24 protein-coding genes are annotated in these 24,345 nt (G+C 70.8%); 13 read left to right on the top strand and 11 right to left on the bottom strand.

Going from position 1 to position 24,345, the window contains the following annotated elements; translation table 11 throughout:
- Positions 1-7: 7 nt before the first annotated feature.
- Genes AC6CCG_RS28455 through AC6CCG_RS28470 form a run of 4 tightly spaced genes read right to left on the bottom strand, consistent with a single transcriptional unit; the run spans position 8 to position 3,931 of the window.
- Complete coding sequence (locus AC6CCG_RS28455) at positions 8-1,072, bottom strand: zinc-dependent alcohol dehydrogenase (protein ID WP_496658141.1); 1,065 nt, start codon at positions 1,070-1,072, stop codon at positions 8-10.
- Positions 1,069-1,905: an amidohydrolase family protein gene (locus AC6CCG_RS28460; protein ID WP_496658142.1), complete on the bottom strand. Its 837-nt coding sequence runs from the start codon at positions 1,903-1,905 to the stop codon at positions 1,069-1,071. The genes AC6CCG_RS28455 and AC6CCG_RS28460 overlap by 4 nt, the downstream gene beginning before the upstream one ends.
- On the bottom strand, positions 1,902-2,654 hold the full coding sequence (locus AC6CCG_RS28465) for an amidohydrolase family protein (protein WP_496658143.1): 753 nt from the start codon (positions 2,652-2,654) through the stop codon (positions 1,902-1,904). The genes AC6CCG_RS28460 and AC6CCG_RS28465 overlap by 4 nt, the downstream gene beginning before the upstream one ends.
- Positions 2,651-3,931, bottom strand: a complete 1,281-nt coding sequence (locus AC6CCG_RS28470; protein WP_496658144.1) for an aminotransferase class III-fold pyridoxal phosphate-dependent enzyme — start codon at positions 3,929-3,931, stop codon at positions 2,651-2,653. Before AC6CCG_RS28470 ends, AC6CCG_RS28465 begins: the two co-directional genes overlap by 4 nt.
- Before the next feature lie 133 nt (positions 3,932-4,064).
- Here AC6CCG_RS28470 and AC6CCG_RS28475 point away from each other — a divergent pair, with 133 nt between their 5' ends.
- The 4 genes from AC6CCG_RS28475 to srmL all read left to right on the top strand — a co-directional run bounded on the left by AC6CCG_RS28475 (position 4,065) and on the right by srmL (position 8,525).
- Entirely contained in the window at positions 4,065-5,105 is a 1,041-nt protein-coding gene (locus tag AC6CCG_RS28475) for a Gfo/Idh/MocA family protein (protein ID WP_496658145.1), read from the top strand.
- A gap of 13 nt (positions 5,106-5,118) precedes the next feature.
- On the top strand, positions 5,119-6,105 hold the full coding sequence (locus tag AC6CCG_RS28480) for a Gfo/Idh/MocA family protein (RefSeq protein WP_496658146.1): 987 nt from the start codon (positions 5,119-5,121) through the stop codon (positions 6,103-6,105).
- 244 nt (positions 6,106-6,349) lie between these two features.
- Positions 6,350-7,114 carry an IclR family transcriptional regulator gene (locus AC6CCG_RS28485; protein WP_496658147.1) on the top strand — a complete coding sequence of 255 codons (765 nt, stop codon included), beginning with the start codon at positions 6,350-6,352 and terminating at the stop codon, positions 7,112-7,114.
- 280 nt (positions 7,115-7,394) lie between these two features.
- Positions 7,395-8,525 (top strand): PheS-related mystery ligase SrmL, encoded by a 1,131-nt coding sequence (srmL, locus tag AC6CCG_RS28490; RefSeq protein WP_496658148.1) that lies wholly within the window; start codon positions 7,395-7,397, stop codon positions 8,523-8,525.
- 523 nt (positions 8,526-9,048) lie between these two features.
- Here srmL and AC6CCG_RS28495 read toward each other — a convergent pair.
- Entirely contained in the window at positions 9,049-10,257 is a 1,209-nt protein-coding gene (locus AC6CCG_RS28495; protein WP_496658149.1) for a Gfo/Idh/MocA family protein, read from the bottom strand.
- A gap of 146 nt (positions 10,258-10,403) precedes the next feature.
- Between AC6CCG_RS28495 and AC6CCG_RS28500 the strand changes: the two genes are divergently transcribed.
- Positions 10,404-11,669, top strand: a complete 1,266-nt coding sequence (locus AC6CCG_RS28500; RefSeq protein WP_496658150.1) for a hypothetical protein — start codon at positions 10,404-10,406, stop codon at positions 11,667-11,669.
- Here the strand turns inward: AC6CCG_RS28500 and AC6CCG_RS28505 are convergent, their stop codons facing one another.
- Complete coding sequence (locus AC6CCG_RS28505) at positions 11,670-12,677, bottom strand: Gfo/Idh/MocA family protein (protein ID WP_496658151.1); 1,008 nt, start codon at positions 12,675-12,677, stop codon at positions 11,670-11,672.
- Positions 12,674-13,675: an alcohol dehydrogenase catalytic domain-containing protein gene (locus tag AC6CCG_RS28510; RefSeq protein ID WP_496658172.1), complete on the bottom strand. Its 1,002-nt coding sequence runs from the start codon at positions 13,673-13,675 to the stop codon at positions 12,674-12,676. The genes AC6CCG_RS28505 and AC6CCG_RS28510 overlap by 4 nt, the downstream gene beginning before the upstream one ends.
- 142 nt (positions 13,676-13,817) lie before the next feature.
- Here AC6CCG_RS28510 and AC6CCG_RS28515 point away from each other — a divergent pair, with 142 nt between their 5' ends.
- Positions 13,818-14,735 carry a dienelactone hydrolase family protein gene (locus AC6CCG_RS28515; protein ID WP_496658152.1) on the top strand — a complete coding sequence of 306 codons (918 nt, stop codon included), beginning with the start codon at positions 13,818-13,820 and terminating at the stop codon, positions 14,733-14,735.
- A 3-nt stretch (positions 14,736-14,738) separates the two neighbouring features.
- On the opposite strand, the gene AC6CCG_RS28520 is transcribed toward AC6CCG_RS28515, so the two are convergent.
- Positions 14,739-15,719, bottom strand: coding sequence for a LacI family DNA-binding transcriptional regulator (locus AC6CCG_RS28520; protein WP_496658153.1), 981 nt, complete (start codon positions 15,717-15,719; stop codon positions 14,739-14,741).
- A 103-nt stretch (positions 15,720-15,822) separates the two neighbouring features.
- On the opposite strand from AC6CCG_RS28520, the gene AC6CCG_RS28525 reads away from it, so the two are divergent.
- The 7 genes from AC6CCG_RS28525 to AC6CCG_RS28555 all read left to right on the top strand — a co-directional run bounded on the left by AC6CCG_RS28525 (position 15,823) and on the right by AC6CCG_RS28555 (position 21,695).
- The gene (locus AC6CCG_RS28525; RefSeq protein ID WP_496658154.1) at positions 15,823-16,977 is read left to right on the top strand and encodes an N-acetylglucosamine-6-phosphate deacetylase; all 1,155 of its coding nucleotides are present in this window, start codon (positions 15,823-15,825) and stop codon (positions 16,975-16,977) included.
- Positions 16,978-16,987: 10 nt separating this feature from the next.
- Positions 16,988-17,971, top strand: a complete 984-nt coding sequence (locus AC6CCG_RS28530; RefSeq protein ID WP_496658155.1) for an acetylxylan esterase — start codon at positions 16,988-16,990, stop codon at positions 17,969-17,971.
- 340 nt (positions 17,972-18,311) lie between these two features.
- Positions 18,312-18,893: a suppressor of fused domain protein gene (locus AC6CCG_RS28535; protein ID WP_496658156.1), complete on the top strand. Its 582-nt coding sequence runs from the start codon at positions 18,312-18,314 to the stop codon at positions 18,891-18,893.
- 201 nt (positions 18,894-19,094) lie between these two features.
- The gene (locus AC6CCG_RS28540) at positions 19,095-20,078 is read left to right on the top strand and encodes an ABC transporter ATP-binding protein (protein ID WP_496658157.1); all 984 of its coding nucleotides are present in this window, start codon (positions 19,095-19,097) and stop codon (positions 20,076-20,078) included.
- The gene (locus tag AC6CCG_RS28545) at positions 20,075-20,272 is read left to right on the top strand and encodes a hypothetical protein (RefSeq protein WP_496658158.1); all 198 of its coding nucleotides are present in this window, start codon (positions 20,075-20,077) and stop codon (positions 20,270-20,272) included. The genes AC6CCG_RS28540 and AC6CCG_RS28545 overlap by 4 nt, the downstream gene beginning before the upstream one ends.
- A 17-nt stretch (positions 20,273-20,289) precedes the next feature.
- The gene (locus tag AC6CCG_RS28550; protein ID WP_496658159.1) at positions 20,290-20,889 is read left to right on the top strand and encodes an ABC transporter permease; all 600 of its coding nucleotides are present in this window, start codon (positions 20,290-20,292) and stop codon (positions 20,887-20,889) included.
- Entirely contained in the window at positions 20,889-21,695 is an 807-nt protein-coding gene (locus AC6CCG_RS28555; RefSeq protein WP_496658160.1) for an ABC transporter permease, read from the top strand. The genes AC6CCG_RS28550 and AC6CCG_RS28555 overlap by 1 nt, the downstream gene beginning before the upstream one ends.
- Positions 21,696-21,699: 4 nt before the next feature.
- Here the strand turns inward: AC6CCG_RS28555 and AC6CCG_RS28560 are convergent, their stop codons facing one another.
- Genes AC6CCG_RS28560 through AC6CCG_RS28570 form a run of 3 tightly spaced genes read right to left on the bottom strand, consistent with a single transcriptional unit; the run spans position 21,700 to position 24,162 of the window.
- Entirely contained in the window at positions 21,700-22,263 is a 564-nt protein-coding gene (locus tag AC6CCG_RS28560; protein WP_496658161.1) for a YqgE/AlgH family protein, read from the bottom strand.
- On the bottom strand, positions 22,260-22,712 hold the full coding sequence (locus tag AC6CCG_RS28565; protein ID WP_496658162.1) for a VanZ family protein: 453 nt from the start codon (positions 22,710-22,712) through the stop codon (positions 22,260-22,262). The genes AC6CCG_RS28560 and AC6CCG_RS28565 overlap by 4 nt, the downstream gene beginning before the upstream one ends.
- Before the next feature lie 13 nt (positions 22,713-22,725).
- Entirely contained in the window at positions 22,726-24,162 is a 1,437-nt protein-coding gene (locus AC6CCG_RS28570; RefSeq protein ID WP_496658163.1) for an NAD-dependent malic enzyme, read from the bottom strand.
- Between the last annotated feature and the right edge of the window lie 183 nt (positions 24,163-24,345).

Below are 24,345 nucleotides of genomic sequence, written 5' to 3' on the forward strand. Positions count from 1 at the left end.
GTCTCCCTCAGTCCGGATCCGGGTAGCTGAACAGGACGGCCATCGCCTCGCCCGGCGACTCCTCGACCAGCCGGTAGCCGTCCGGGGCCTCGGTGATCGGGAACCGGTGGGTGATCAGGCCGGTCAGGTCGAGCCGGCCCGGATCGTCCGCCGGCCGGCTGATCAGGTCGAGCAGTGTCTCCACGTTGCGCCGGACCGGGGAACTGACATAGACGGTCGGGTAGTCCGCACCGCTCTCGTAGACCGGATCCCGGTAGCCCGGACCGGCCTTGGCCGAGCTGAGGAACTCGATGTTGCCGAGGTTGGAGGCCAGCAGCAGCGTCGCCCGGGCCCCGCCGGGGAAGACGACCCGGCCGTGCGGCACCCCGTCCGGCGCGGTCGCCATGATCAGCTTCAGCCGCTCTATGGTCTCGCTGGCGTCGCCGCCGAACGCGACGCAGGCATGCTCGATCCCGTACGGCTTCGCCCACTCGGCCAGCCCGGCCCAACCATGATCATCGGTCGTGAAGGTCGCGATGCCGGACGGCACCAGCGACAGCCGGTACGGCTCCGAGTCCACGATCGCCACCCGGGCACCGCCGATCCGGTACAGCCGCGCGGCCAACTGCCCCATCATGCCGGCGCCGAACACGACCACCGACTGTCCGATCCGGGCCGCGGACTTGTGCACCGCCTCCAGGGCGAAGCAGCACATGGCCATCGTCGCCGCGTCGGCCAGGTCCACCTCGTCCGGCAGCGGCACCACGAGATTGCGGGCCACCAGGGTGCGTGAGGCGTGGTAGGCGCCGGCGCCGATCGCGACCACCCGGTCCCCGACGGCGATCCGGTCGACCCGTTCGCCGACAGCCAGCACGGTGCCCGCCTGGCTGTAGCCGGGCTGCGCCGAAGGTCGCTCGCCGGCCGCCGCGGAGCGGTAGGAACGCAGCGACATCAACTCGGTGCCGGCGCTGAGGTAGCTGAACGCGGGCGCGATCAACACCTCGTCCGGACCGGGCTGGTCGAGCTTGCCCTCCGTCACCACCACGCCGTCGCCGGCCTGGAACCACGCCTGCACGGTCTGCACCGGGGTCACTCCTCCTCCGTGTCGAACCAGCGCCGGGCGTTGTCGCCGCTGAGCCGGGCTCGTTGATCTTGGTCCAGGTCGGCGGCACCCAGCTGGTACGCCGTCGCGACCAGCTCCTGCACCGGATGGCAGCTGCCGAAGCCGAACAACCGGTCCAGCCCGCTCCGGCACAGCTCACCGAGCGCGCCCACCGGCCCGTTGGTGAACCAGAGGTCCACCAGCACCCGGGAGAGATCATGACCATGATCGAGATGCGCCGCGATCTCCGGCCAGTCGGTGTACTTGATCCCACTCAGCCCGAGCCGGCGACCGGCCCTGGCGCGGATCAGTTCGGCGATCGCCGACGAGTCGATCGAGTCCACCGCGTAGCGCGGGTGCCGGACCCGCTCGTCGTCGAGGTTGACACAGACCTGCACCGGCAGTCCGAGATCGTCGGCGGCCCCGAAGAGGTCCGCGACCGCCGGCCCGGACAGCCCGAAGCCCTGATAGGCGGGCACCAGCCGGATCCCGCGCGCCCCGTTCCGCGTCGCCCGTTCCAGTTCCTCGGTCCAGCCGGGCTCGGTCGGGTTGATGATCACGAACGGCCACAGCCGTTGATCATCCGCCGCGGCCTGCCAGAGCGCCTCGTTGCCGGCGTTGGTGTCGAACCCGAACACGGAGGCGAGGTGACTCACGCAGAGTCCTTCGAGGCCGAGCCGGTCGGCGAACCCGGTCAGCCGGGCCGGGTCGGCAGTCGCCTGCAAGCGCCACGGCCAGGTGCCGACGAACGCCGTCAGGTCGACGGCCCGCTGGGCGGCGAAGATCGCCAGCGGGTCACCGGCCGGGATCGTGGGCGTGCTCATCGCCGTACCTCCGCGAGCAGGGCCGCCATGTTGCCGCCGAGCACCAGTGCCTGGTCGGACGGCGACAACTCGGCGGCGAGGATCTTGCCGATGTTGACCGCAAGATCACCGCCGTGCAGGTCGGACCCGAAGATCACCCGCTCCGCGCCGAGGCGCTGCACCGCGATCGCGACCTCGGCACCGCCGATCAGCGAGCCGGAGGTGTCGGTGCGGATGTTCGGGTACGGCGCGATCGCGTTCATCGCACTCTCGGTCTGCCCGCCCAGATGGGCCATGATGATCGAAGCCTCCGGGTAGCGCCGGCCGAGCCGCGCCACGTTCTCCGCCGTCGACTCGTACGACAGCTGACCGACCGTCTTCCGCCAGGCGTGCACCAGCACCGGCAGCCGGTACGCGATCGCCTGCTCGATCACCGGATCGACCAGCGGATCGTCGCACCGGGTGGCCACCCAGAGCTTGATCCCGATCATGCCCTGCTCCTCGACCCGACGGCGCAGGTCGTCCAACGCCGGCTTGCCGTGCCGCGGATTGACGTAGCAGTAGCCGAGCACCAGGTCCGGATGCGCCCGCATCACCTCGACCAGCGCGTCGTTGGCCCGGCTGACCTGCTGGTCGACCGGGTAGTGCCGGTAACCGGCGATCGACGAGCAGACGATCTTGTCCACGCCGAGCCGGGCGCACTCGGCGACCGCGACGTCGGTCAGGGCCGACTCGCCGGCGGTCAGGTGGGTGTGCGCGTCGATGATCATGATCGGGCGCCCTCCGCGACCGGGGCACCGGCGAGCTCGGCGGCCACGTCGGCGGCGGCCCGGGCCAGCCGGTCCCGGGCCTCGTCCAGGTCGGCCGGGCGGTGACTGAAGTTCACGTACGAGATCGTGTAGAGGGACACGCCGTGCCGGTAGGCCGCTCGGAAGAAGCGGTCCAGCACACCGGCCGGAGCATCGTCCGCGGCGACGAACGCCGGGCAGGGCGAATAGCCCTTGATCGTGATAGGCACGCCCTGGTCGGCGAGCACCCGGTCCACCTGACCCCAGAAGCGCTCGCCCTCCCGCCACAGATACCCGACGACGTCGTCCTCGACGTAGACGTCCATCGCGGCGCGGGCCGCGGCCAGCGAGAGCGTCTCGCCGCCGAAGGTGGAGGAGATCACCGCGCCGCCCGGGCCGCAGGCCGCCATCACATCGCGGCGGCCGGCATACACCGAGATCGGCATCCCGTTGGCGATCCCCTTGCCGAACACGGCCAGGTCGGGGCGTACCCCGAAGTACTCGGTCACCCCGCCGATCGCGATCCGGAATCCGGTCACGATCTCGTCGAAGATCAACAACGTTCCGTGATCATCGGCGAGCTTGCGCAGGGCCGGGTAGAACCGCCAGCCGGCGCCGATGCCCGCGTAGTCGGCCGCGACGACGATCGCGGCGATCTGGCCCGGATGCTCGGCCAGGATTCGTTCCACGCCGGCGACGTCGTTCCAGGCGGCCGGGTGGTGCAGTTCGCTGAGCGCCTTCGGCACGCCGGCCACCGCGCCGGCCTGGCCGGGCAGCACGACCCCGCCGCCGCCGAGACTGTTCAGCCAGCCGTTGTAGCCGACCTGGATGATCCGCTCCCGGCCGGTGTGCGCGCGGGCGATCCGGATCGCCGCCGCGATCGCCTCGCCGCCGGTCTTCAGGAAGCGGGCCTGTTCCATGCCCGGCACAAGATCACAGAACCGCTCCGCCACCTCGCACTCGATCGGGTGCGGGTGCCCGAAGACGATGCCCCGGTCAAGCTGGTCGCGGATGGCCTGGTCGATTGCCGGGTACCGATAGCCGAGCGTCACAGGACCGAGCGAGTTGCGGAAGTCGATGAACTCGCGATCTTGGTCGTCGACCACGCGGCAGCCGTCGCCGCGAACGATCACGGTCGGTTCCTCGGGAGTCAGCCGGGCTCGCTTGGAGGACGTACTGGAGCCGAACGGCATGATCCGGTCGAACCTCGTCGCCCAGTCGCGGTCGGGGCCGGGGGTGGTTTCCGTACTCCGTGTCATTGAGAAGCTACCCATGTCTGCGAGGCGGGTGGGAGTGCGTGCGGTGAAACGCTGATTCGAGGAACTCTAGCAGTCACCCGACAGGCCTGCAATCGGTTGCATCATGATCGGCAAGAGCATAGGTTTGGGCCCCATGATCCCCGCGAACCGCCTCGGCGTCGGCATCATCGGCCTCGGCAGCATCGGTGTCACCCATGCCCGGGCGCTCGCGGCGATCGCCGAAGCGGGTGATCAGCCGGTTTCCCTGGTGGCCTACAGCGGCGGCAGCCCGGCCAAGGCGGCCGAGGCGGGCTGGCCGGACGCCGAGCAGCTCTCCGCGGAGGCCGTGATCGAGCACCCGGACGTGGCCGTGATCGCCGTCGCCGCGCCGTCGCAGACCCACGGCGAGCTGACCGTCGCGGCGCTCGAGGCCGGCAAGCACGTCCTGGTCGAGAAGCCGCTGACCCTCGCCGTCGCCGAGGCGGAACGGATCCGGCAGCTCGCGCAGGAGCGGGGCCGGATCGTCCGGATGGTCGCGCAACGCCACTACGAGTCCGAGTACGCCCACGTCAAGCAACTGATCGACGGTGGCGAGCTGGGCGCTTTGCGGCTGGCCGCGACGCAGGTGCACTGGTGGCGCGATGACGACTACTACGCGGCGGTCGAGTGGCGCGGTTCGATGGCCGCCGGCGGCGGCTCGGTGATGAACCAGGGCGTCCACAACATCGATCTGCTGCGCTGGCTGGCCGGCCCGGTCGCCACCGTCACCGCCCAGTACGCGACGCTCGGCCACGCCATCGACGCCGAGGACACGACGGTGGCGACGCTGTCGTTCCGGTCCGGCGCGCTCGGCATGATCAGCACCTCGACCGCGACCCCGCCCGGCACCCCGGCGACGGTGACCCTGCAGTTCGCGTCCGGCGGCATCGAGCTCGGTCAGGGCGAGGTGATCCGCTGGGACGTGCCGCTCCCCCCGCCCGCCGCCGGCGAGGAGGTCAAGAGCGGTGCCGCCGACCCGGCGAACATCGGCATCGCCGGCCACGTCACGCAGTGGCTGCAGCTGATCGACGCGCTCGGTTCCGATCCGCAAGATCAGCCGGACCTCGACGACGCCGTCGCCACCGTACGACTGCTCTGTGCGATCTATGCCGCGGCCGAATCCGGCCGGGCCGTGAACCCCGACGAACTTTCCTGATCAAGGAGAAGCCATGCTTCAGGTCGCCGTACTCGGCGCAGCCCACCCGCACATCGGCGAGGCGCTGGAGGAGATCGCCTGGCGCGACGACGTCGCCCTGGTCGCCGCGAGCGAGCCCGACGCCGCCATGCGGGAACGCTTCCTCGGCGGCGTTTCGGCGCCCGTCTACGCCAGCCACGCCGAGCTGCTGGAGCGGCACAAGATCGATGTCGCCGTCGTCTCCGGGATCTATGCGCAGCGCAGCGAGGCCGTCCTGACCGCGCTCGCGGCCGGCGCTCATGTCTTCGCCGACAAGCCGCTCTGCACCACCCTGGAGCAGCTGGACCAGATCGCCAAGGCCTTCGCCGACAGCGATCGCAGGCTCGGGCTGATGTTCACCAAGCGGTTCTCGGCGGCGACCGTCGCGGCCAAGCGACTGGTCGACGAGGGCGTACTCGGTGAGCTGGCACTGATCGCGAGCACCGGCCCGCACAAGCTCACCCAGTCCAACCGGCCGGCCTGGTTCTTCGACTCGGCGGCGTACGGCGGCGCGGCGGGCGACCTGCCGGTGCACGATGTCGATCTTGCTCTGTTCTTCACCGGCGCCACCAGCGGTACGGTCTCGGCGGCGACCGGCAACGTCCGCAGCGCCGATCATCCGGACTTCGATGATCATGTCGCGCTGCTGCTCCGGGCCGGCTCCGCGATCGCCACCATCGAGGCGAACTGGCTGTCCCCGGAGGCGGCCGAACTGCACGGGCACTACCGGATGCGGCTGAGCGGGTCCGAGGGCACGGCCGAGATCGACTGGGGCTACGAGACCCTGACCGTGGCCACCCACGACCGGCCGACCTGGACCGAGCCACTGGAGGCGCCGCTGCGGCCGATGCAGTTCTTCTTCGACGCGATCATCGCCGGCACCGAGCCGGCCGTGACGACCGAGGAGAGCCTGCTCGCGACCCGGGTCGCCCTGCTGGCCCAGCAGAGCGCGGAGACCGGCGGCGCGCCGATCGGCTGGTAGCGCAGGGATCCATCTTTCTGGCCAGTACGTTCTCGGCAGGGCTCTAGCCTGGATCCGTGGGCGGTCGCCTACTGCGCGACGCCAGAGCGGCACGCTGGCGGCGTCGCCGACACTCAATGGTCAACCAGACCACCCTCGCGCCGGCGACACCGCCAGCGCACCCCTCTGACGCCGCTCGCTACGGCGCCCGTCCACGGATCCAGGCTAACCTGAGTGCCCGCCGACGGAACTGGAGTGTCAGCAGATGGATCAGCCCTCGACCAACGCGTACTCGATCCGCGCCGTCCAGCGGGTCTGCGACATCCTCGACCTGATCCAGGAGAACCCCGAGGGTTTCACGCTGACCCAGGTCGCGGAGCGGGCCGCGTTCCCGAAGAGCTCCGCCTTCCGCTATCTGGCGACGCTCGAGGAGCGGCGGTACGTGCGCCGCGACGAGCCGACCGGACTGTTCCGGATCGGCGCCGCGTTCCTGCCGTTGCAGTCGCAGCAGCTCAACGTCCTGGCCGATCGGGCGCGCCCGCAACTGAACCGGCTGCGGGACCAGTTCTCCGAGACGATCAACCTCGGCATCCTGGACCGGAACCGGGTCTCCTACATCGAGATCGTGGAGAGCCCGAAGAGCGTGCGGCTGGCGGCCCGGCCGGGCGACCGGGACCCGATCCACTGCACGGCGCTCGGCAAGGCGATCGCCTCGACCCTGGACGTGGACCGGGTGAAGGCGATCCTCGCCGCCGAGGGGATGCCGCGCCGGACCCGTACCACGATCACCTCCGTGCGGGCGTACCTGAGCGAACTGGACCGGATCCGCGAGCTCGGCTACGCCATCGACGACCAGGAGAACGAGGAGGAGGGCCGCTGCGTCGCCGTGCCGCTGCCCGGCATCGGGCTGCCCGCCTCGATCAGCCTGTCCGCCCCGGCCAGCCGGTTCGCCACCGACGAGGTGCCCGCCGTCGCCGCGGAACTGAAGCGCGCCGCCGAGGCCCTGGTCAAGGACTTCAGCGGCACCTGAGGCCACACGCGTCCCACCGCACCACGTTTCTTGCCGCTTTACCTGGGTTGTTTCTCTGGTAAAGCGGCGGTTTTTCACGCAACGTGAAAAACCGCCGCGGCCCGACCGACTTGAGGATCGGTAACGGCCCGCGTTATCGTTTTGATCATGATCGACAGTCGGCGATTTCTCCGCCCTCGGCCGCAGTCCGGCCGGGGCGTGCTGACGCTGCGCTGATCCGGTCCGGAGTGGTCGAGGGGTTCTCTCCCCTGTTCCAGACCTCCAGCGAAGGACCACTCCCATGTCTCAGCTTCACTATCTCTCGCCGTCCGAACTGTCCGCCGCGCTCGCCGTACCCGATCTGACCGATCCGGCGGTCGGCCGGCACTCCCTCCAGTTGATCTTGAAGGAGATCCTCGACGCGGTCGGCCGGGACGCCGGTGTGCCCGTCGTCGAGCACCGGCTGCCGCCGCTGGTCGCGACGGCCGACAACTACGACCGGCTCGGCTACGCGGGCGACGACATCACCCGGGATTCCCGCTATTCAAGGCATCTCAGCCCGTCGGTGATGCTGCGCAGCCATACCAGCGCGGGCGTGCCCGGCCTGCTCGACGGGCTGCGTGACGCGCCCCCCGGTCATGATCGGATCCTGGCCCTGCCCGGCCTGGTGTACCGGCGCGACGTGATCGATCGGACCCACGTCGGGACCCCGCACCAGGTCGACCTGTGGCGACTGAGCAACGGGCCTCGCCTCGGAGTCGACGATCTGCACCGGCTGGCCCGGACCGTCGTCAACGCGGTACTGCCCGGGGCCCGATGGCGGGTGATCCCCGCCGTGCACCCGTACACCTCGCACGGGTTGCAGGTCGACGTCAGCATCGACGGCGAATGGCTCGAACTGGCCGAGTGCGGCCTGGCCGGGCGCACCGTGCTGACCCGTTCCGATCTTGATCCGGACGTCTGGTCCGGCCTGGCCCTGGGGCTCGGGCTCGATCGCGCGCTCATGATCAGGAAGGGCATCGGCGACATCCGGCTGTTGCGGTCCCGTCATCCCGAGACCGTACGACAGCTCCGCGATCTGGAGCCCTGGCACCCGGTCTCGGTGATGCCGGCGATCCGGCGGGACATCTCGATCGTGATCGACGAGGCACCCGACCCGGAGCTGCTCGGCGATCTCGCCCGGGCCGAACTCGGGGACGACGCGGACCTACTGGCCGACCTCGCCGTCGTCACCGACACCCCGGCGACGGCTCTGCCGGCCGGTGCCGTCGAACGGCTGCGGATCCGGCCTGGTCAGCACAACGCCCTGATCCGGCTCACCTGGCAGGCCCTCGACCGCACCCTCACCGACGCCGAGGCCAACCTGCTCCGCGACCGCGTCTACCGGTCCCTCCACCGAGGCCCGATCCAGGAGCTGATCGCCACCCCCTGAAAAGCCCGCCGACCGGTCACAAAAGCAGGCATTCTGCCGGCGTGTCGCTGCACTGGTGACCGGTCGGCCCGAGGGGTCACGGCCTACGCCTGGCCGGCCCGGTGACGCGGGCTCCGGGGCCGGCCGATCCGACGTCCGGGGCGGAGGGATGGCTGCAGCCTGCAGAGGAGGCGGCCCCGAGCTTCGACGACCAGTCATCACTGCGTCCCCTGACACGCCGGCGAGGGCGCTCGGCCGTCGCGCTGGAGGTCGAATTCCGGGGCCGCGAATCCAGGCCGTGATCCAGCCGGCCCACGACATGGGACCTCCGCCCACCGCGAACACCGCGCACTGTGCCCGCCCACCGCGGGCTTACACACACCCGCCCACCGGAGACCTACAAAGGCCGCCCACCGGAGACCTACACACGCCCCGCCCGCCGCGGCTTGCGCACGAACCTCCGCCAACGCTGTCTACCGTGCCCCTTCACCGACCGGTCACCACTGCAGCGACACGCCGCCGAAACGGCTGCTTCGGTGACCGGTCAGCGGAGGTGGGGCGGGAATTGCACCGGAGTTCCGCCCTGGCGGATGGACTCCGCGCTGAGTGGGACCACCGCACTCCACAGGACGGCGTCGTGGACATCGATCATGGGTGCCCGACCCTCGCTGATCGAGGCCGCGAACTCCTCCAGGACGAAGAAGTCGCCGCCGCCGTGACCCGACTCGGCGGCAACGCCCATCCGGTCCCGCCAGCGGTCGGACTCGTACTCGCCCGCGTAGTCCCACAGGGAGGTCCAGTGCCGTTCCGGCTCGGTGCCGGCCTCGGCCGGGGCGGCGTCGCGGGCCAGCCAGACCAGGGGGTCCTCGCCGTCGTGCCGGGCGGACTGGTAGGCCCCGGCCCGTCCCTGCAGGGCGTAGTGGGTCATGTTGTGCGGCCGCGGCGAGGCGGCGTCGATCCGCAGCGAGATCAGCGCGCCGGAGCTGGTCGTGATCATCGCGGTGCCCGAGTCGCCCTGCCGCCAGTAGCCCGGGTCGGCGGCCGGATGATCATGGCCGAACTGGTCGGCGAAGTGATCGGAGACGGCGGCGTTCCTCGTGGTGAAGGCCGAGACCGACAGTAAACGATCATCGGCGCCGTTCGCGGCCCGGAGCCAGCGGGCGATCGGGCCGAGCGAGTGGGTCGGGTAGTAGACGGAGTTGGTGTCCACCCGGAGCCGGCCGCGCCAGGTGAGCTCGCCGGTCGGCGTGTGCATCAGGTGCCGACAGTCGTGCAGATAGCCGCCCTCGAGGTAGGTCACCTCGCCGAAGATCCCTTGTGCGGCAAGGTTCTCGACCATCAGGTTGGGCCGCATGAAGCAGTAGTTCTCGGCCAGCATGTACGTCAGCCCGGTGCGCCGGACCGCGTCGATCAGGGCCGCACCCTCGTCCAGGGTGGTGATGGCCGTGACCTCGCTGAGCACGTGCTTTCCCGCGTCCAGCGCCGCGATCGCCTGGCCGGCGTGCAACGGCAGCGGGGTGGCCAGGAAGACCGCGTCGACCTGGTCGTCGGCGAGCAGGTCCTCGAAGCTCTGGTACGTCCTCGCCGCGGGGAACTCGGCCCGCCAGGCGTCCAGCACCTCGGTCGACAGGTCGCACACCGCGGTGAGCCGGATCCGGTCGGCCAGCCGGCCCAGCGCGCGCCCGAAGTGCCGGCCGCGACGCCCGCCGACCACCGCCAACCGCAGCACCGTGTCCACCATCGCGGTCTCCATCCGTCGAGCAGGCCCGTTGCCGGGCAGGCTCCGGCCGTTGCGGAGCCGGGGCTTACGATAACGTCGGCCCGGAAGCGGATCCGGGTCGTCGCGTGACCATCTTGCCGGGCGGGAAGCTCCCCCTCATACAGTGAAAGCGACCCTCAGTGAACGCACGGATCACCATCGGAACCGACCGCACCGACCTGCCGTTGCCGCTGCCGATCGCCCTGGCCGGCTTCGCCGCCCGGGCCGCGGACGGGCCGGCCGACCGGGTCCTGTCGCCGCTGCGGCTGCGTACCCTCGCCCTCGGCACCGACCATGATCATCCGGTGCTGCTCGTCTCGGCCGACCTGCTGTTCTGGGGCGACGACGTCGTGGAGCTGATCAAGGACCGCTTCCACGAGACGTACGGCATCCACCGCGATCACCTGATCCTGCACGCCACCCACACCCACTCCGGGCCGCAGGCCGGCCGGCGCTTCCTCGGCTCGCTCGGCGTCCCGGACGACCGGTTCCTCGACCTGCTGACGGACACCGTCCTCGCCTCGGCGAAGCGGGCCCTGGCCGGCCAGCAGCCGGTCACGGTGGAGCGGTCGTCGATCATGGTCCCGCTCGGCGTCGACCGGCGGCACGCCCGCACCGCCGGTGCCCATCCGTTGACCGAACTCGATCACGAGGCGACCGTGATCAGGTTCCGGTCCGCTGCCGGCGAACCGGTCGCGCTGCTGGTCCAGCACGCCTGCCATCCGGTGCTGCACCACGCGAACGCGATCACGTCCGACTTCACCGGCGCGGCGATGTCGGCCCTCGAGGACGGCGGCGCGGGGATCGCCCTCTACCTGCAGGGTTGCTGCGGCGACGTGAACCCGGATCGCTATGTGGGTACGGAATTCCCGGCGGCCGAACAGGCCGAGGTGGAGGCGTTCGGTGGTCGGCTCGCCGACGCCGTGCAGGAGCTCCTCCGGACCGGCGACTGGCGTCCCGAGACGCCGGCGGTGGCGGTCACCCAGCGTCCGTTCGAGGTGCCGGTCCCCGATCGCCGGACGCCGGGCGAGCTGCGCGCCCTGGCGACCGGTGACGGGCACGTCGCCGAATGGGCCCGGCTGATGCTGGCTGAGCCGGACCGGTTGGTCGCCCCGGTGACCGTACAGCTGACCGACCTCCGGCTGACCGAGTCGACCCGGTTCCTCGGCTTCTCCGCCGAGCTGGTCACCCGGTTCGGCCGCCATGCCAAGGACCGCACGGATTCCGGCGCCATCGTGCTCGGCTACACGAACGGGATGACCGGCTACCTGATCACTGCCCGGCACATGGCCGAAGGCGGCTACGAGCCCGCCGAGTCGCCGTACTACTTCGGCCTGCCCGGCCTGTTCGACCCAGCGGTCGAGGACGTCGTGCTGGCCGAGATCGACCGGGCGCTCAGTTCCTGATCATGAGCCGGTCGGCACCTCGACCCGGCGGCCGGTGCGGTCGGACGCGATCGCGGCGTGCGCCAGCCGCAGCGCCCGACGACCGGCCCGGGCCGGCACCGGCGGAGGGTCCCCGGCCCGGAGCGCGGTGATCACCGCGTCGACGTGCCGGTCGAAGGTGGTGTGGAAGGACCGCGCCTCGTCGTTGAAGTAGCCGGCCTGCCAGACCCGGCTCTCCTCGTCGCCGGCCGTGGAGATCGTCAGCCGCCGGACCGTGTCCTCGATCAGCGCCCGGCCGCGATCCCCGTTGAGCTCGATCACCTGCGTGCCCGGGTACGCGTAGGAGGAGCCGTAGCTGCCGAGCAGCGTGCCGACGGCACCGCCGGCGAACTCCAGGGCCAACGCGACCGTCCGGTGCGCGCCGTCGATCGTGGGGCCGAACCGCGCCATCACCGAGGTGATCGGGCCACCCAGGTGCTCCAGCAGATCGAAGCCGTGGCACTGGGTCTCGATCAGGTTGCCGTGCGCCGACGCGCCCAGGTTCGGCTCGCCGCCGAATCTCCAACTGAGGAAGGACAGTTCGCCCAGCTCGCCGGCGTCCAGCGCCGCCTTGGCCCGGACCACCGGCTCGGCATAGCGGTGGTTGAAGTTGATCGCGAAGAAGATGCCGGCCTGGTCGGCGCTCTCGATCAGGAAGTCGGCCTGGTCCAGCTCGAACACCAGCGGCTTCTCCACCAGCAGGGCGATGCCGGCCTCGATCAGCCGCAGTGTCACGTCGTAGTGATCTTCGTTGGGCAGGCACACCGTGATCAGGTCCGGCCGCTCGGCGTCGATCATCGCCGCCAGGTCGGTGTAGGGCCGGGTGTCGAAGGCGGCGGCCCGGGCGGCGGTCCGGCGGGGGTCGCGGCCGAGCACGCCGACCAGTTCGGTGTCCGGCCGGCCGGCGAAGATCCGGGCGTGCTGAGTGCCCCAGCCGCCGGTGCCGACCACGGCGACCTTCAGCGGGGCGACGTTCCGCGGGGCGGTCACGCGTCGAACTCCTGGGTGATCACGACCTTGCCGGTCTCGCCGGTCCAGAACAGCGCGAACGCCTCGGCGATCCGGGACACGTCGAACCGATGGGTGATCACCCGTTCGACCAGGTGCCGATGCTTCCGCAGCAGGTCCAGGTTGGTGGGCAGTTCGTCGTACCGGAAGTATTCGCTGCCGAGGACGGCCCGCTCGGGCGCGATCAGGTCCGCCGAGACGTTCAGCTCCAGGCCCTCCCCGTGCCCGACACAGACCAGCGCACCGCGCTTGCTCAACGCGGACAGCGCCGTCCGCCGCGCGGCGGTCTTCCCGGTGGAGTCGAACGCGACGTCCGGACCAAGATCACGCAGCGCCGCCTCGTCCTCGACCACGGTCGCGCCGAGCGAAGCGGCCAGGTCACGCCGCCAGGGGTTCAGCTCACTGACGAAGATCGGGAAGCCGCTGCCGTACCTGATCACCGCCATGACGATCAGGCCGAGCCCGATCGGCCCGGCACCGGCCACGTACACGCTCTCGATGTCGTCCCGGATCCGTTCCGCGCGGCCGAGCGCGTGCCCGCTGGTGCCCATCACGTCGAGCAACATGGTCGCGGTCGCGAGCGGCAGGTCCGCGTCGATCGGGAAGAAGTTGGTCTCGTGCACGATGGCGTACGGGCCGTAGCCGCCGTCGGTGTTCTGGCCGACGTCGCCGCGCTTGGCGAAGCACTGGTTGGTCGCACCGGCCCGGCAGCTGCGGCAGTCGCCGCAGTAGTCCATCAGGAAGATCACGCCTGGCGTGCCCTGGGCGAGGCTGACGCCGGAGCCGGTCGCGGCGACCACCCCGGCGGCCTCGTGGCCGGGCACGATCGGGCTGCCCTGGAAGTACTCGTGCCGATCGGTGCCGCAGATCGCGTTCGCCCCGATCCGGACCAGCACCTCGCCCGGCCCGGGGTCGCGATACTCGTGCGACGCGAACTCGATCACTCCGTCGCCACGGAACCTCGGCACCTCGACCGTCATCGGCACGATGCATCACCGTCCAGGGATCGGGTCGCCCCCGACGCCGGGCGCGACGAGCTTCCAGCCTAATGATCTTGACCCGGGCCGGAGCACCCCGCATCCCGCCGATCGGACCGCGGCGAGGATCGGGCAGGCTTGGCCCATGGCGATCTCGCAGGCCGGAGCGGACCGACGCTGGTGGATCGACTGGCTCGGCGCCGAACCCGACCCGGACGGCTCGCTGACCGCGATCGCGGAGCGGCCGGTCGGCGACCGGACCGGGCGGGTGCTGCGCCTGCACAGCTTCGGCGACGATCTGGACTGCCTGCTGGTCCGGCCGGACCGCGACGGGCCGCACCCCTTGGTGATCATGCCCTTCTACGAGGTGGAGCCGCTGTTCGGGCTGGTCGGCCGTCGTCCGGCCGCACCGCCGGACCAGCCGTCCCGGGCCTTCGGCTCCGCCCTGCTGGCGTACGGGCTCGCGGTGCTGGCCGTGCCGTGGTGGTTCGAGGTCGAGGCGGCCGACGACGCACCCCTTGATCTGGCCGGCCGGTACGGGCCGCCGGCCGCCCGGCACGCCACACGACTGCCGGGCACCGGACTCGGTCGCAGCATCGCGGACCTGCGCCTGGTCCTCGACAAGATCACCGAACCCGGGGCCACCGACCGGCTCGGCGTGGCCGGCGTCGACCCGGGACGGCTCGGCGTCTTCGGGCATTCGCTGGGCGGCAAACTCGCCCTGCACCTGGCCGCGCTGGACGAGCGGATCGGTGCCGCGGTCGCCCACGAGCCGGGACTCGGTCTTGATCACTCGAACTGGGACGCGCCCTGGTACCACGGTGATCACCGGCCGGACCGCGATCATGATCAACTGCTGGCGCTGGCCGCGCCGCGGCCGTTCCTGCTGGTCGGTGGCGGCGACAGCGACGGGCCGGCCAATCTGCCGCTGGCCGAGCGAGCCAAGGCGGCCTGGCCGGAGCCGTACGGGCTGAGCACGCTGCTGCACGATCGCGGCCACCCGGCGCCCGCCCACGTGGTCGCCGGCTGCGGCCGCTGGCTGGCCGACGCGCTCCGCGCCTGAGGCTCAGGCGGTGGCGGGTCCGGTGGAGTCCCGGGGCACGAAGGCGCCGGGCAACCGGACCGGATCCGGCTCGTTGCCGGCCAGGGCGTCCTCCAGCATCCGTACCGCCGTGGTGCCGAGATCGTCCACCGGCGCGGTGATCGTGGTCAGACTGGGCGTCAGCACCCGGGCCAGCAGCACGTCGTCGCAGCCGATCACCGACCGGTGCTCGGGCACCCTCAGGCCCCGGTCGGCCAGCCCGGCGACCACTCCGCAGGCGGCAAGATCATCGAAGGCGAACACCGCGGTCGCCGCGGACTCGGCGAAGGCCTCGGCCCCGGCCCGGCCGCCGTCGAAGGACGCCTCGAACGGGCCGAGCTCGACCAGCGTCACGTCGGCCTTCCGGGCCCAGGTCCGGACCGCCTCGGCCCGCCGCTGCGCCGCCCAGGACGCCGACGGCCCACGGAGCAGGGCGATGGTCCGGTGGCCCAGCTTCACCAGGTGATCGCCGGCCTCCCGCAGGGCCGAGGTGTTGTCGCAGACCACCGACGGCACACCGTCCATGACCCGGTTGATCAACACCGCCGGCTTGCGCCCCACCGCCTGCTTGATCACCGAACTCGCCGACCGCGGCGACACGATGATCATGCCGTCCACCTGGCCCGCGATCCGGGTGATCAGGCCCAGTTCGGCACGGCTGTCCTCCTCCGCGTCGACCAGCAGCACCGACGCGTCCCGGTCCACGGCGGCCTGCTGGATCGCGCGGACCAGCGGCGGCATGAACGGGTTGGTGATGTCGGGCACGAACAGGCCGATCGCCCCGGTCACTCCGGTGACCAGCCGCCGGGCGGTCTTGTTCGGCTGATAGCCGAGCCGTTCGGCCAGCGCCAGGATCTGGTCCCGCACATCGGACTTGACCAGTTCGGGCCGGCTGAAGGCGCGCGACACCGTCGAGGCCGAGACATTGAGCTCCTCGGCGATGGAGTAGATTGTCACCTTGCTCACCGCGGCACCTCCCTTCGCAGGCCGGACGTTCAGTGACACTACACCCAGCCGGCCGGAATCGCGGCGTTGATCTGCAATCGGTTGCATGCGAGGATCGGGGATCATGACTCAGCAGCAGTCGCTCACCGGGCGTGACCCGGGCAGTGGCCGGCCGATCGAGGTGCGGTACGCGGACGGACGGATCACCGACGTGCGGCAGGCGGGCGCCGCCGGAGACGTCGAACTCCCCTGGCTCGCGCCGGGCCTGGTCGACATCCAGGTCAACGGTTTCGGCGGCCACGACGCGAACGGTCCCGACGTGACCGCCGACGCGATCATCGCCATGATCAACGCCCTGGTCCGGGCGGGTACGACGACCACCTTCGCCACCGTGATCACGGAAGCGCCGGACGCCATGCTGCGTTCACTACGTGCGATCACCGAGGCCCGCCGGCAGGACCCGTTGGCCGCCCACGTGATCGCCGGGATCCATGTCGAGGGTCCCAACATCTCCGAGCAGGACGGCGCCCGCGGCGCCCATCCCGCCGAGCACGTACGGCCGCCCGACCTGACCGAGTTCGACTCCTGGCAGCAGGCCGCCGAGGGCGCGATCCGGATGATCACGGTCTCACCGCACTTCCCCGGAGTGACCGATTACATCGCCGCGGTGGTCGACCGCGGCGTGGCCGTGTCGATCGGCCACACCCACGCGACGCCCGAACAGATCACGGCGGCGGTCGACGCCGGCGCGCGTTGGTCCACCCATCTCGGCAACGGCGCCCACGCCAACCTGCCGCGGCACCCGAACTACCTCTGGGCCCAGCTCGCCGAGGACCGGCTCAGCTGCGGCTTCATCGCCGACGGGCACCACCTGCCGGCCGCCACGCTGACCGCGATGCTGCGAGCCAAGGGGCTGGACCGGGCCTACCTGGTCTCCGACACCGCCGCGCTGGCCGGGATGCCGCCGGGCCGCTACCGGACCCCGGTCGGCGGCGACGTGGTGCTGACCGCCGACGGCCGGCTCGGCGACGCCAACCACACCTACCTGGCCGGCGCAGCGGTGCCGCTGGCCCACGGGGTGGCCGGTGCCGTCCGGCTGGCCGGGCTGTCGCTCACCGACGCGCTCCGGCTGGCCACCGGCAACCCCGGCCTGTTGGCCGGCGGCCGGGGCACGCTGGAGCCCGGCGCTCCGGCCGATCTGATCTTGTTCGACTTCGCGGCGGGCGACCCGACGCTCCGGCTGCACCAGGTCGTCGTCGCCGGGAAACCCTTGAACTGAAGGAGACTCCGTGCCGCTGTTCGACCTCCCGCTTGATCAACTCCGGCAGTACCGGCCGGAGCGCGACGAACCGGGCGACTTCGACGCGTTCTGGTCCGCGACGCTGACCGAGCAGTCCGGGCCGCTGGACGTGATCACCCGGCCCGAGCCGGCGCCGTTCGCCGGTCTGACCGTGCACGACGTGGAGTTCGCCGGTTTCGACGGGCACCGGATCCGGGGCTGGTGGCTGCGGCCGGACGCACCACGGGGCCGGCCGGCCTGCGTGCTGCACTACCCCGGCTACAACGGCGGCCGCGGCTACCCGCACCAATGGCTCTCCTATGCCGCGCTCGGCGTCTCCGTGCTGGTGATGGACGTCCGCGGCCAGGGCGGCGGTTCGGACAGCCCGGGCAGCACCGGCGACCCGGGAGCCAGCGGCACGAGTGCGGACCCGACCGGGGAGGTGCCCGGGTTCCTGACCCGCGGCATCGAGGACCGGGACCGGTTCTACCTGCGCCGGGTCTACGTCGACGCGTACCGGTTCGTCGACGTGGCCCGGGACCTGGTCGGGGCCGACGCGGAGGTCGTCCTCGCCGCCGGCAGCCAGGGCGGCGGGATCGGGCTGGCCGTCGCCGGCCTTCGATCCGACCTGGCGCTGGCCCTGCTCGACGTACCCTCGTTCGCCCTGTTCCGCCGGGCCACCGAGATCAGCGGCGTCGGCTCGCGGGCCGAGATCGCCCGCTACCTGTCCGGGCACCGGAACCGGATCGACCAGGTGTTCGCGACGCTGGCGTACTTCGACACGGTCAATCTGGCCGCCCGGGCCAGTGCCGAGGCGACCTTCTCGGTCGGGCTGATGGACCAGGTCTGCCCGCCGTCGACCGTGTTCGCCGCATACCACCACTACGCCGGCCCGAAGGACATCGCGGTCTGGCCGTACAACGGTCACGAGGGCGGCGGCTCCGAGCAGCACGCCCGTCACCTCGCCCGCGTTGCCGCCTTCCTCGACGCGTGAAGTTGTGATTCACATCACACCTTGATCGGCGTCAAAGTCGCGCCGGTTCCGCCGTCCACCTCATGAACGCCCAGTACGAGCGCGACGGAGGAGGACTGCGATGTTTCGAGCCCTGGAGTACCCCGCCTTTCGTGGCGGTGAAGGGGTTTTCGCGACATCGGGCACCTGCCTCGCCGAGCCGCCCCGACGTGCCGGTGACCACAGGTGGACCAGGTCCCACGACGACGGCCAGCGCCGTGGGACCGGCTGGCACGCCGGGGCCGGGATCCCCACGATCCCGAATGTCGCCGACCGGGTGGCAGACCGGCCGGGCCGAGGCGGACGGGGAACAGCGTCGGCGGTGGGTGGGCTCGCCGACCAGCTGTACCACCACCTGACCCGTCACCTCGGCTCGGTCTCCGCCGCCTGGTCGACCGACCAGGCCGGCGCCGAGTTCGGCTTCCAGGTCGTCGAGTTCGCCCCGAGCCGGATCGACGGCGCCGTCGTCTACGCCACGGTGGGTTTGAGCGACTACATCCTCGACTCGCTGACGGCCGACGGGCACTTCCGGCTCGAGTTGATCATGGTCGCTCCCGAGCGGCTGCGCCACACCGTGCTGCCGTACGTGCTCGGCGACTACGGCCGGATGGTGCTGGCACTGCGCGAACTCCCCGAGATCGGTACGGTCGTCGGCAACATCCCGCACCTCGGCGACCTGTCCAGCATGAACACGCTCTATCTCGGCCGGCCTCCTTTCCTCTCACCCGAGTTCGCTCGGTTCCGCAGCGGCGACCTGGCCGTCAACATCGATTGGCTGTTGCCGGTCTCAGCGGCCGAGGCCACCTACGTGGATGCCGAGGGCTGGGCCGCGTTCGAGAAGTTGATCTACGGCCGTGACGGCATCGATCCGCTCGACTACGACCGCGCGTCGATGCCGCTCTGATCTCGAGCGACGAAAATCGGTCCGCACTCCTGGGCGACCTGAACTATGCTCTGCCCCGTGATCGGGCGAGCTAACTAGGTCCGCAGCCCGGACCTTCGTTGTTCGGCGTCCGTACGGGCGCCACCTCCAGGCTGCACATCTTCCGCCATAGTCAGCAACCCTTCCCGGCGCCGCAGATATACGTGCAGCAAAGGAGTCACCATGCCCGTGATCACGACTTCAGGCCTGACCAAGGACTATCGCTTCCATCGTCAGTCGCCCGGCCTCGGTGGGGCCGTCAAGAGCCTCTTCCACCGCACCCGCGAGACCCGTCGAGCGCTGGACAGCCTCGACCTGACCATCGAGCCGGGCGAGTTCGTCGGCCTGCTCGGCCGCAACGGCGCCGGCAAGACCACCACGCTGAAGCTGCTCTCCGGCCTGCTCCGCCCCTCCTCCGGTACGGTCTCCGTGCTCGGCCACCAACCGTGGCGGCGCAACTTCGACTTCCTGCGCCGGATCGCCGTCGTGCTCGGCCAGAAGTCGATGCTCTGGTGGGACGTCTCCGCCATGGACAGCTACCTGGTGCACCGCGCGATGTACGACCTCGACCACGCGGCCTTCGACCGGTCCGTCGCCGAGCTGGCCGAACTGCTCTCGGTCAGCGACCTGCTCACGATCCCGGTTCGCAAGTTGTCCCTCGGTGAGCGGATGAAGTGCGAACTGATCGGTGCCCTGCTGCACCAGCCGGACGTGCTGTTCCTGGACGAGCCGACGATCGGCCTTGACGTGCTCTCCACCGCGGTGATCAGGGACTTCCTGCGCGAGGTGAACCGGCAGCGCCGGACCACGATCATCCTGACCAGCCACAACATGGACGACGTCGAGGCCTTGTGCGAGCGGGTGCTGCTGGTCGACCACGGCCGGCTCGGCTTCGACGGGTCGCTGACCGAGTTGATCAGGTCCACCAGGCCGGCGAAACGCCTGACGCTGACGTACGCGAGCCCGCCGAGCCCACCGACGGCGCTGCCGCCGGACGTGATCATGATCGAGAGCGAGGGTCCGATCCTCCGGCTGGAGGCCGACCGGTCCAAGATCACCGAACTGCTGTCCGCGGCCCCGGACTGGGGCGAGCTGGTCGATGTCGAGGTGGCCGAGGCCGACCTCGACGACGTGATGCGCACCGTGCTGACCGGCGGACTCCGATGAAGTCCCGGCCGCTGCGCCGGCACCTGCGGGTGTTCGGCCGGGTGCTGGCCCTGAACATCGGCCTGACCTTCGTCTACCGCGGCGACTTCCTGCTGATGCAGCTCGGCACGCTGCTCGCGCCGCTGGTGTCGTTGGCGGTCTGGCAGGCCGCGCTGGCCGCCGGCGCCCAGGTCGACGTCACCCGGGCTTCCTGAACAGCTACTTCCTGTTGGTGGCCGTGGTGAACATGCTCACCTCGTCCTGGACCGCCTTCTATCTCGCCGGCATGATCCGCGACGGAAGCCTGAACAAGTGGCTGATCCGGCCGGCCTCGGTACATCTGGACGGGTTCGCCAACAACCTCGGCGAGAAGACGATCAAGCTCCTGCTGCTGGTTCCGTTGGTGTTGATCATGGTCGTCATCGTGCCGGGCGGGCTGCCGCTGCCGGCCACGCCGGCCCGCTGGCTGCTGTTCGGGCTGGCCATCGCGGTCGCGATGGCGATCAGCTACATCTTCGACATCGCCCGCGGCTCGCTGGCGTTCTGGTTCGAGGACGTCCAGGGGTTCAACTTCGCGATCTCGATCATGACTCCGGTGCTGGCCGGCGTCATCGTCCCGCTCGCCCTGATGCCGCCGGAGATCAGCGGCATCACCCTCTGGCAGCCGTTCCGGTTCATGGTGTCGTTCCCGATGGAGGTGCTGCTGGACCGGGTGCCGGGCGGACTGGTCTTCGGCTTCGCCCAGCAGTTCGGCTGGCTGATCGTCTTCGCCGGCGCCGCACTGGCGGTCTGGCGGCTCGGACTGCGATCCTACTCGGCGGTGGGAGCCTGATGATCACCACACTGCTTGATCAACTCCGGCGGCACGGCCGGATCTGGCGGGCCGTCGCGGTCCAGGCGCTGAAGCGGGACGCCCAGTTCCGGACCCAGGCCTGGACCACGGCGCTGGTCGCTCTGGCCGAGATCGCCACCGGCCTGATCCCGGTGCTGTTGATCATCCGCAGCTCACCCCAGGTGAGCGGCTGGACCGGCGGCCAGATCATCGCGGTGACCGGGATGTTCCAGGTGGCGATGGGCCTGGTGAACGCCTTCGTGGCGCCGAACCTGACCCGGATCGACCAGTACGTCCGCGAGGGCGAACTGGACACGATCCTGATCCGGCCGGCCTCGGCCCAGTGGCTGACCACGTTCCGCTGGGTCCAGCCGGCCTCGCTGACCGGGGCCCTGGCCGGGAGCGCGTTGATCGTCGTCGGGCTGTGGGGCACGCCGCTGGCGCCGCTCGACGTCCTGGCGGCGTTGTTGATCTTCGCGTGCGGGCTGGCCACGATCAGTGCGATCTGGGCGAACCTCGCCTATCTGGCGTTCTGGTTCGAAGCCGCCTCCTACATCCACAATCTGGTGCTGTCCGCGCTCTCGGCCGGGCGTTACCCGGTGGCGTTCTTCCCGTCCGCGATCCGGGTCGTACTGATCTTCGTGGTCCCGATCGGGGCTGCGGCCACGCTGCCGGTGCAGTTCGTCAGCCACGGCGTCGATCCGGGGCTGCTCGGTGGGGTCGCCGGAACGACCGTCGTGATCGTGGCGCTGACCCGGCTGCACTGGCGGCTGGCCCTCGGCCGCTACTCCAGCGCCTCGTCCTGAGCCCTCAGTTGGCTTCGGCCTCGTCGGTGTAGGCGGAGAAGAAGGAGAGCCGGTTGCGTTGCCGGCGCAGCACCTGGCGCCAGAGGTCGTGCGGCCGGCCGCCGAACACGTCGGCATAGGTGGACGACACCACGTGCCACATGCCGTTGGCGATCTCGGTCTGCAGCTGCCCGGGCTCCCAGCCGGCGTAGCCGGCGAAGATCCGCAGGTCGGCGTAGGCGCCGGCGACGATCTCGATCGGCGTGTCCAGGTGCAGCAGCCCGATGTCGTCGTAGAGCCGCCGCCAGCCCGGCGGTTCCTCGCCGGACCGGGCCACACTGGCCAGGCAGATCGCGCCGTTCGGTGACACCGGCCCGCCGCTGAACAGCAGCCGCGGCTCGGTCACCGCGTCCACCCAGTCCGGCAGCACGGCCTCCAGCCGGGTCTGAGCGATCTCGTTGACGATCACTCCGAGGGCGCCGTCGGCATCGCTGTCCAGCACCAGCACGACCGACCTGCTGAAGATCCCCTCGTTCAGCAGCACGCTGGCGACCAGCAGCTGGCCGGGCTTCGGCGCCACCTCGGTCATCGGTCCCCCGGCATCCGTCGTGAGATCAGGGTCCGCCGAGCAATGATCAGCACCGCCGTACCGTACCCGATGGCGATGCCGAGCAGATCGGCGCCGACGTCGAACGGGTCACCGCTGCGCTGCGGCAGCAGTGCCCCCTGGACGAGTTCGCTCAGCACGGCGTGCCCGACGAAGATCGCGATCACCGCCCCGCCGAACCGCGGTCCGACCCGGCCGCCGCGCCGGGCCGATCGCCAGAGCATGATCAGCAGGACCGGCGCCGCGAAGATCACCAGATGGCCGACCTTGTCCAGATGCGGTACGAGATCGGGCGTCGGCGGCCCGGCCGGACGGTACAGCGCGACCACCTGGACCAGGCAGCTGATCACCACGGCCCCGAGCAGGATCCGGCGGCCGACACGCCCTTCCCGGGAAGGGCGTCCGCCTCCGACGACCGCGGGCTGCGCCATCAACCGTGCTGGATCAGCCGTCGGACGTCGCCGCCTCGAGCGGCCCGTCGGCCTCCACCGCCTCCGGCCCGCCGCCGGCCGCCTGCCGCACCGCCGTGGCCACCGCGTGGTGGACGTCGGCGTGGAAGACGCTCGGCGTGATGTAGGCGGCGTTCAGCTCCTCGTCGGTGACCACACCGGCCAGCGCCCGGGCCGCGGCGATCAGCATCGGCGTCGTCACCTCGGTCGAGCGGGCATCCAGCAGGCCGCGGAAGACGCCGGGGAACGCGAGCACGTTGTTGATCTGGTTCGGGAAGTCGGACCGGCCGGTCGCCACCACCTCGGCGTACTCCATCGCCACCGCCGGGTCGATCTCCGGCTCCGGGTTCGCCAGCGCGAACACGATCGCCTTGTCGGCCATCCGCTGCACGTCGGCGCCGGTCAGCACGCCGGGCGCGGAGACGCCGATGAACACGTCCGCGCCGTCGATGGCGTCGGACAGCGTCCCGGTCAGGCCGAGCCGGTTGGTGTGGTCGGCCAGCCAGGCCAGCTCGCCGGCCAGGCCGTCCCGGCCGCGGTGTACGACGCCGGCGATGTCGGCCACGACGACGTCCGTCGCGCCGGCCGCCAGCAGCAGCTTGATGATCGCGGTGCCGGCCGCACCGGCCCCGGACATCACGATCCTGATCTTGGACAGTTCCTTGCCGACCACCCGAAGCGCGTTGTAGAGCGCGGCCAGGACGACGATCGCCGTACCGTGTTGATCATCGTGGAAGACCGGGATGTCGAGCTGTTCCCGCAGCCGGGCCTCGATCTCGAAGCAGCGCGGCGCGGAGATGTCCTCGAGGTTGATCCCGGCGAAGCCCGGTGCCACCGCCTTGACCACGTTGATGATCTCGTCGATGTCCTGGGTGTCCAGGCAGAGCGGCCAGGCGTCGATCTCGGCGAACCGCTTGAACAGCGCCGCCTTGCCCTCCATCACCGGCAGCGCGGCCTTCGGGCCGATGTTGCCCAGGCCGAGCACGGCGGAGCCGTCCGTGATCACCGCCACACTGTTCCGCTTGATCGTCAGCCGGCGGGCGTCCTCGGGGTTCTTCGCGATCGCCGTACAGATCCGCGCCACGCCCGGCGTGTAGATCATCGACAGGTCGTCCCGGTTGCGGATCGGGTGTTTGGCGTTCATCTCGATCTTGCCGCCGAGGTGCATCAGGAAGGTCCGGTCGCTGACCTTGCCGATCACCACGCCCGGCACCGACCGCATCACCTCGACCAGCTGGTCGGCGTGATCGGTGTCCCGCGCGGCACAGGTGACGTCGATGCTCAGCCGCTCGTGGCCGGAGCGGGTCACGTCGAGGGCCGTGATGGCACCGCCGGCCTGCTCGACGGCCATGGTCAGCTGGCCGACACCACCGCCGACCGCCGGGACCTCAAGCCGGACCGTGATCGAGTACGAGACCGAGGGCGCATTCACTCGCCGATCCTCTCACGCCGTACCGAACCGGTGGACCATGCTGCGCCGGGTCGTCGCCGGGCTGAAATGTTCAGTGTCGGGGGGGGGGGGGGGGGGGGGGGGGGGGGGGGGGGGGGGGGGGGGGGGGGGGGGGGGGGGGGGGGGGGGGGGGGGGGGGGGGGGGGGGGGGGGGGGGGGGGGGGG

The organism is Microlunatus sp. YIM B11417, assembly GCF_059617205.1.

What these genes read in the sequence shown, in the direction of transcription:
- AC6CCG_RS28460 (WP_496658142.1), bottom strand. Translation starts at nt 1,905, where the DNA reads ATGAGCACGCCCACGATCCCGGCCGGTGACCCGCTGGCGATCTTCGCC.
- AC6CCG_RS28545 (WP_496658158.1), top strand. Translation starts at nt 20,075, where the DNA reads ATGAAGTCCCGGCCGCTGCGCCGGCACCTGCGGGTGTTCGGCCGGGTG.
- AC6CCG_RS28485 (WP_496658147.1), top strand. Translation starts at nt 6,350, where the DNA reads ATGGATCAGCCCTCGACCAACGCGTACTCGATCCGCGCCGTCCAGCGG.
- AC6CCG_RS28555 (WP_496658160.1), top strand. Translation starts at nt 20,889, where the DNA reads ATGATCACCACACTGCTTGATCAACTCCGGCGGCACGGCCGGATCTGG.
- AC6CCG_RS28480 (WP_496658146.1), top strand. Translation starts at nt 5,119, where the DNA reads ATGCTTCAGGTCGCCGTACTCGGCGCAGCCCACCCGCACATCGGCGAG.
- AC6CCG_RS28465 (WP_496658143.1), bottom strand. Translation starts at nt 2,654, where the DNA reads ATGATCATCGACGCGCACACCCACCTGACCGCCGGCGAGTCGGCCCTG.
- srmL (WP_496658148.1), top strand. Translation starts at nt 7,395, where the DNA reads ATGTCTCAGCTTCACTATCTCTCGCCGTCCGAACTGTCCGCCGCGCTC.
- AC6CCG_RS28525 (WP_496658154.1), top strand. Translation starts at nt 15,823, where the DNA reads ATGACTCAGCAGCAGTCGCTCACCGGGCGTGACCCGGGCAGTGGCCGG.
- AC6CCG_RS28495 (WP_496658149.1), bottom strand. Translation starts at nt 10,257, where the DNA reads ATGGAGACCGCGATGGTGGACACGGTGCTGCGGTTGGCGGTGGTCGGC.
- AC6CCG_RS28560 (WP_496658161.1), bottom strand. Translation starts at nt 22,263, where the DNA reads ATGACCGAGGTGGCGCCGAAGCCCGGCCAGCTGCTGGTCGCCAGCGTG.
- AC6CCG_RS28565 (WP_496658162.1), bottom strand. Translation starts at nt 22,712, where the DNA reads ATGGCGCAGCCCGCGGTCGTCGGAGGCGGACGCCCTTCCCGGGAAGGG.
- AC6CCG_RS28475 (WP_496658145.1), top strand. Translation starts at nt 4,065, where the DNA reads ATGATCCCCGCGAACCGCCTCGGCGTCGGCATCATCGGCCTCGGCAGC.
- AC6CCG_RS28510 (WP_496658172.1), bottom strand. Translation starts at nt 13,675, where the DNA reads ATGACGGTCGAGGTGCCGAGGTTCCGTGGCGACGGAGTGATCGAGTTC.
- AC6CCG_RS28515 (WP_496658152.1), top strand. Translation starts at nt 13,818, where the DNA reads ATGGCGATCTCGCAGGCCGGAGCGGACCGACGCTGGTGGATCGACTGG.
- AC6CCG_RS28540 (WP_496658157.1), top strand. Translation starts at nt 19,095, where the DNA reads ATGCCCGTGATCACGACTTCAGGCCTGACCAAGGACTATCGCTTCCAT.
- AC6CCG_RS28470 (WP_496658144.1), bottom strand. Translation starts at nt 3,931, where the DNA reads ATGACACGGAGTACGGAAACCACCCCCGGCCCCGACCGCGACTGGGCG.